Source organism: Marilutibacter maris, assembly GCF_006546735.2.
In the GTDB taxonomy this organism is placed as follows: Bacteria; Pseudomonadota; Gammaproteobacteria; order Xanthomonadales; family Xanthomonadaceae; genus Marilutibacter; species Marilutibacter maris.
Window position 1 is genome coordinate 1 of the sequence record NZ_VICD02000155.1, and the last position, 6,975, is coordinate 6,975.

The 6,975-nt window shown below is 69.6% G+C and carries 4 protein-coding genes; all 4 read right to left on the reverse strand.

Features of this window, described 5'->3' with window-relative positions:
• Positions 1 to 77: 77 nt before the first annotated feature.
• Positions 78 to 1,523: an alanine/glycine:cation symporter family protein gene (locus FKV24_RS09575; RefSeq protein WP_111267363.1), complete on the reverse strand. Its 1,446-nt coding sequence runs from the start codon at positions 1,521 to 1,523 to the stop codon at positions 78 to 80.
• A gap of 149 nt (positions 1,524 to 1,672) precedes the next feature.
• On the reverse strand, positions 1,673 to 2,230 hold the full coding sequence (locus FKV24_RS09580; protein WP_141482219.1) for a GNAT family N-acetyltransferase: 558 nt from the start codon (positions 2,228 to 2,230) through the stop codon (positions 1,673 to 1,675).
• Between the two features lie 79 nt (positions 2,231 to 2,309).
• Entirely contained in the window at positions 2,310 to 5,453 is a 3,144-nt protein-coding gene (locus FKV24_RS09585; protein WP_111267365.1) for an efflux RND transporter permease subunit, read from the reverse strand.
• A gap of 3 nt (positions 5,454 to 5,456) precedes the next feature.
• Positions 5,457 to 6,596 carry an efflux RND transporter periplasmic adaptor subunit gene (locus tag FKV24_RS09590; protein ID WP_141482220.1) on the reverse strand — a complete coding sequence of 380 codons (1,140 nt, stop codon included), beginning with the start codon at positions 6,594 to 6,596 and terminating at the stop codon, positions 5,457 to 5,459.
• Positions 6,597 to 6,975 lie beyond the last annotated feature (379 nt).

The following is a 6,975-nucleotide window of genomic DNA, read 5'->3' on the forward strand; positions in this document are numbered from 1 at the left end:
GCCACCCCACGGGGACTTTCTCGCGGTCATCGTCTAGGGCGATCGGCTTGAGCGGTCGGTAACGGTAGGGGCCTGGCTTACTTGTCGTCGAGCCGGCGCTGCCAGAAGGCGGCATTGCGGATACCCAGCGCCTCCGGATCGAATACCGGATCGAGCCCGGCCTTCTTCTGCCGCTCGTAGTCGCGCAGGGCCAGGAAGGCCGGCTTCTGCAGGATCAGGATCGCGATGATGTTCAGCCACGCCATCAGACCGACGCCGATGTCGCCCAGGCCCCAGGCGGTTCCGACGCTGCCGATCGAGGCATAGGTCACCACCGCCATCATGCCGATCCGCAGCGCGAACACCATCCACGGCCGGTGCACCCGGCGGTTGATGTAAGCGATGTTGGTCTCGGCCATGTAGTAGTAGGCGACGATGGTGGTGAAGGCGAAGAACAGCAGCGCCAGCGCCACGAACGCCTGACCGAAGCCCGGCAGCACCGATTCGACGGCAGCCTGGGCAAAGCCGGGCCCTTCGGGTACGCCGGGCAACTGCTCGACAAGCATCGCGCCGCCGGCCGGGTCGTACACGTTGTACATGCCGGTCGACAGGATCAGGAACGCGGTGGCCGAGCACACCAGCAGGGTATCGACGTAGACCGAGAACGCCTGCACGTAGCCCTGCTTGGCCGGGTGCGAAACCTCGGCGGCGGCGGCGGCGTGCGGACCGGTGCCCTGCCCGGCCTCGTTCGAGTAGATCCCGCGCTTGACCCCCCACTGCACCGCCAGGCCGACGACCGCGCCGAACCCGGCTTCCATGCCGAACGCGCTGCGGACGATCAGCGAAAGCACTTCCGGCACCTGGTCGATCTTGAGGAACACGATCACCAGCGCGACCAGGATGTAGGCCAGCGCCATGAACGGCACCACCACCTGGGCGAAGTGCGCGATGCGCTTGACGCCGCCGAAGATGATGAAACCCAGCAGCACCACCACACCGGCCGCGGTCACCGCTGACGGGATGCCGAAGGCGTTGTTGAGTCCCGCGGCGATGCCGTTGGCCTGCACGCCCGGCAGCAGGAAGCCGGTCGCGATCACCGTGACCAGGGCGAACAGCCACGCGTACCACTTCACCCCGAGCCCCTTCTCGATGTAATAGGCCGGGCCGCCGCGGTACTGGCCGTTGTCGTCCTTCTCCTTGTATATCTGGCCAAGGGCCGACTCGACGTAGGCGGTCGAAGCGCCTAGGAAGGCCACCACCCACATCCAGAACACCGCACCGGGGCCGCCGAACGCGATGGCGGTGGCGACGCCGGCGATGTTGCCGGTGCCGACACGGCCCGACAGCGACATCGCCAACGCCTGGAACGAGGACACACCGGCCTGGGAGGACTGCCCGCTGAACAACAGCCGGACCATCTCCTTGATGCCGCGCACCTGCATGAAGCGCGACCTGATCGAGAAGTACAGGCCGGCGCCGAGGCACAGGTACACCAGCGGCGGGCTCCAGATGATGTCGTTGAGTGCTTTGACCAGTGATTCCACGTATCTCTCTCCCCGGGAACAAGGCCGCATGGCGGCGAAGCAGGGGCGGTGGCATCCCGCACTCCACCCCGCGAATCAAGGGCCCACGATACCCGGAATCGCCGCCGAGGTCGTGCCGGCGGTGGCGCCCCCGGCCTTCGTGACTTTCGTCACGGGTCGAGCTCGAGCGCCTGTCGGGTTCGCGCGAACACCCGCAGGTCGTGCAGCCGGCCGCGCTTGATCACCGCGCAGCGCTGGGTGCCCTCCTCGACGAAGCCGTTGCGCAGCAACACCGCCGCCGAGGCCGGATTGTTGTCCAGCACGGTCGCGTACAGGCGATGCAGGGACAGCGTCCGCATCGCCCAGGGCGCGAAGCGCGCCACCACCCGGGTCATCACTCCACGGCCCCAATGGTCACGGCCGAGCCAGTAACCGAACTCGGCGCCGCAGGCGCGCTCGCCGGCGCCCGGCCGCGCGCGGATGCCGCCGCAGGCCTCGCCGTCGATCTCGATCGCGAACACCGGCTGCGACGACAGGTCTTCGACCTTGCCGGACAGGAAGGCCTGCCCGTCCTCGCGCGTATACGGGTACGGAAACCGGTCGCTGACCGCGCGCGACACCTGCTCGTCGTTGGCGTGCCGGACCAGCGATTCCAGGTCCTGCACCCGCCATGGGCGCAGCACGAAGCCGTCGCCCTCGATCGCCACGCCGAAGCGCGCCTGCTCCATGCCATTGCTCCAAACGATTGCCGATCGCCAGTCTCCGGTCTGCGACGGCGGCCGGCAAGCGGCGCGGCGACGGGCCGGCTCAGGCCAGCCCGCCCGCCTCCGGGGTGCTGGATTCCAGCTTCTCCAGCTCGTTCTTGACCGCGTCCGGCGAGCGCGTGTAGCGGGCCAGCAACACGTAGAACACCGGGATCACGAACAACGACAGCAGGGTCGAGAACGAGACCCCGAAGATCACCACCACGCCGATCGTCGCGCGGCTGGCCGAGCCCGGTCCGCCGGCGATCACCAGCGGCAGCGCACCGGCGACGGTCGCGATCGAGGTCATCAGGATCGGGCGCAGGCGCACCGCCGAAGCCTCGACGATCGCCTCGTGGATGCTGCGCCCGGCGTCGCGCAGCTGGTTGGCGAACTCGACGATCAGGATGCCGTTCTTCGCCGCCAGGCCGACCAGCATCACGATGCCGATCTGGCTGAAGAGATTGAGGGTGCCGCCGGTCAGCAACAGGCCCAGCAGCGCGCCGAGCACGCCCAGCGGCACCGTCAGCATGATCACGAACGGGTGGATGAAGCTCTCGAACTGCGCCGCCAGCACCAGGTAGACGATCAGCAGCGCCAGCGCGAAGGTCAGCAGCACCGCGCTGCCGGCCTTCTGGTGTTCGCGCGACTCGCCCTTCCAGTCGATCTGGGCGTGCTCGGGCAGCTCTTCGCGGACGACCTGGTTCATCCACTCGATCGCATCGCCGAGCCGGTAGCCGTTGGCCAGGCCGGCGCTGATGGTGATCGCGCGCAGTCGATTGAACCGGTTCAGGCTGCCGGCCTCGGCCAGCTCGCTCAGGGTCACCAGGTTCGACAGCGGCACCAGCTCGCCGCCACGGGCCCGCACCTGGATCCTGGCCAGGTCGGCCGGGGTCGCCCGCGCCGGCTTGTCGGCCTGCACGATCACGTCGTATTCCTCGCCGTCCTGCACGAAGGTGGTGACCCGGCGGCTGCCCATCATCGTTTCCAGCGCGCGGCCGATCGCCGACACGCTGACCCCCAGGTCGGCGGCGCGCTGGCGGTTGATCTGCACGCGCATCTGCGGGCGGGTTTCCTTGTAGTCGGAGTCGGCGCCGTACAGGCCCGGATTCCCGTCCATGCGCTGGATGATGCGGTCGCGCCACTGGGCCAGCTCGGCATAGTCGGGGCCGCCGATCACCACCTGCAGCGGCTGGCCGCCGCTGCGCACCAGGCCGGTGCGCACGCGCGGGGTCGCGCGCACGCCGGTCAACTGGCCGAGTTCGCCGCGCAACTGGTCGACCACCTCCGCGGTGCTCGCCTCGCGCTTGTCCCAGTCGGCCAGGAACACGATCACGTTGCCGGTATGCATCTCCTCGCTCGCGCCCCAGCCGCCGGGCACGCGGGTGTTGGCGCGTTGGACCGGACGGCTGCCGTTGCCATCGGCGCCGCCGGCGATCTGCTCGGCCATCACCGCCTCGACCTGCTTGATCTGGTCGACCGTGTAGTCGAAGCCGGCGCCTTCCGGGCCCTCGACCGAGATGAAGAACGCACCGCGGTCCTCCGGCGGCGCCAGCTCGGTCGGCATCCACTTGAACAGGCCCGCGATCGCGACCAGGGCGACCACCATCAGCCCGCCGAACAGCCACGGCCGCTCGACGCTGTGGTCGAGGAAGCGCCGATAGCGCGCGCCGACGCTGTCGAGCCGGCGGGTGATCCAGCGGTGCGCCGGGTTGGACTTCTCCTCGCTGTGCGGGCGGATCAGCTTGGACGCCATCATCGGGCTCAGGGTCAGCGCGACGAAGGCCGAGATCGCGACCGCGCTGGCCAGCGCCACCGACAACTCGCGGAACAGGCGGCCGGTGTTGCCCTCCATGAAGCCGACCGGCAGGAACACCGCGACCAGCACCGCGGTGGTCGCGATCACCGCGAACGCGACCTGGCGGGTACCGCGCTTGGCCGCGACCAGGCGCGGTTCGCCCAGGTCGGTGCGGCGCTGGATGTTCTCCAGCACCACGATCGCATCGTCGACGACCAGACCGATGCACAGCACCAGCGCGAGCAGGGTCAGCAGGTTGATCGAGAAGCCGAACAGGTACAGCGGAATGAACGCGGCGACCAGGCACACCGGCACCGTGACCGCGGGAATCAACGCGGCGCGGAAGCTGCCCAGGAACAGCCAGATCACCAGCAACACCAGCACGATCGCCTCGGCCAGGGTGTGGTAGACGCGCTCGATCGCGGCCTCGATGAACAGCGTGCTGTCGAAGGCGACGAAGATGCGGGTGCCCTCGGGCAGGGTCGGCTGGATCCGCTCGGCCTCGGCGCGCGCCGCGCGCGCGACCTCCAGCGCGTTCGCGGTCGAGGTCTTGTTGATGCCCAGGCCGATGTTCGGCTCGCCGTTGCTGCGGTAGTAGGCGCGGCGCTCGGCCGAGGCCAGCTCGACCCGGGCGACGTCGCCCAGCCGCACCACGTAACCGTCCTCGCCCTTGCGCAGCGGGATCCGCGCGAAGTCCTCAGGCGCCTGGTAGCTGCGCGCCAGGCGCAGGGTGAAGTCGCGGTTGTCGGACTCGATGCGCCCGGCCGGCAGTTCGACGTTCTCCGCGCGCAGCGCGTCCTCGACGTCGTTGGCGGTGATCCCGCGCGCGGCCAGCGCGTCGCTGTCGAGCCAGATCCGCATCGCATAGCGCTGCTGTCCGCCGACCCTGACCGTCGACACGCCGTCGAGGCTGGACAGGCGGTCGACCACGTAGCGCTCGGCGTAGTCGCTCAGCTGCAGCGTGTCCATCGTGGTGCTGCTCATGTTGAGCCAGATCACCGTGTCCGAGTCGCTGTCGGCCTTCTCGACCTCGGGCGGATCGGCCTCCTCGGGCATGCGGTCGGCGACCCCGCTGATGGCGTCGCGCACATCGTTGGCGGCGGCCTCGATATCGCGCTCGAGGGTGAACTCGATGGTCACCGAGGAGCGCCCGTTGACGCTGCGCGACTGGATCGTCTCCACCCCCTCGATGCCCGACAGCGCGTCCTCCAGCACCTGGGTCACCCGGGTCTCGACCACCGCCGCCGAGGCGCCGGGGTAGGTGACGTCGACGGAGACGATCGGCGGATCGATCGCCGGCAATTCGCGCAGGGTCAGCCGCGAGAACGCCATGATGCCGAGCACGATCAGCATCAGGCTCATCACGGTCGCGAACACCGGCCGGCGGATCGACAGCTCGGAGAAGTTCATGGCTCAGCCTCCGTTGGACGGCGCGGTTCCGGCATCGTCGCCGGCCGCGGCGCCTTCGTTCTCCGCTGCCGGCGCGCCGCCGTCGCGGACCTCGCCCTCACGAACCCTGCTGCCCGGCCGCAGCTTGCCGGTGCCGTCGACGACGATGCGGTCGCCGACCGACAGTCCGGCGACAACCTCGGCCAGCCCGGCGCTGCGCGCACCGACGCCGACCTCGACCCGCTGGACGGTGTCGTCGGCGCCGACCCGGTACACGTAGGCGCTGGTGCCGACCTGGATGATCGAGATCTCCGGCACCAGCAGCGCCTGCCGTTCGGGACGGCTCAGGGTGACCTGCAGCAGCATGCCCGGGCGCAGCGCGCGGTCGGAGTTGGGGAAGTCGCCGCGCACGGTGACCGCGCGCGTCGCCGCGTCGATGCGGGCATCGATGGTGCTGACCTCGCCGGCGAAGTCGCGATCCGGCCAGGCCTCGCTGTGACCGCTCAGGCGCTGGCCGACCGCCAGGTGCGCCAGTTGCGACTCCGGCACCGGAAAATCGACGTAGACGCGGTGGGTGTCGTCCAGCGTCGCGATCGGCGTGCCGGGCGTGACCAGGGCGCCGGGGCTGACCTGGCGGATGCCGAGTACGCCGGAGAACGGCGCGCTGATCACCCGGTCGCCGAGCTGGGCGCGGATCTGCGCGACCCGGGCGCGGGCGGCGTCGCGGGTCGCACGCTGGGCGTCGAACTGGGAACTGGCGATCAGCTGCTGCTGGACCAGCTCGCTCTGGCGCTTGTACAGGCGCTCGGCCTCTTCCGCCGCCGCCAGCGCCTCGTTCAGCGCGGCACGCTGCTGCTGGCCGCTGAGGGTGACCAGCGGCGCGCCGGCCGCGACCTCGTCGCCGCTGTCGAAATGCACGTCCTGCACGGTCTCGCTGACCTTGGCGGTGACCGTGATCGACTCGCGCGCCTTGACCGTGCCCAGCGCCTGCACGGTATCGCTCCAGGGCTGCATCTGCAGCTGCAGGGTCGTCACCGGAATCGCCGGCGCTTCGCCGCCCCCCGCTCCAGGGGTGCCGCGACTGCAGGCGGCCAGCCCCGCGATCATGATCACGGCCAACAGCGCCGGCAGGCGACGACGGGAATCCGGGGGAGAAGAAAGCATGCCAATCTCGATCGAGGGAACAGTGCAGCCAGCAAGTCTAGCCAGCAGTGGTAAACGCCCGCGTGGGCCATAGGTTGACAGCCGCCGCCGGCAGGCCGGATCGGCAAAGTGCCCCCTCCCCGAAACCACTCCGCGCAAGAGCGGCGTAGAGTCGTGAGCGAAGTCGTGAGCCCAGCCCCCTGACTCAGGGGGCGATTCGTGCCGCAGGCACGAATGGGGGTGTGGCGGCGCAACGGCGGGGCCCAAGGTTTGCGAAGCAAACTTTGGGAGATATCCGGGCCAGACCGGATATCGTTCCCCCCTGAGTCAGGGGGCGATTCGTGCCGCAGGCACGAATGGGGGTGTGGAAGCGCAACGGCGGGGCCCAAGGTTTGCGCAG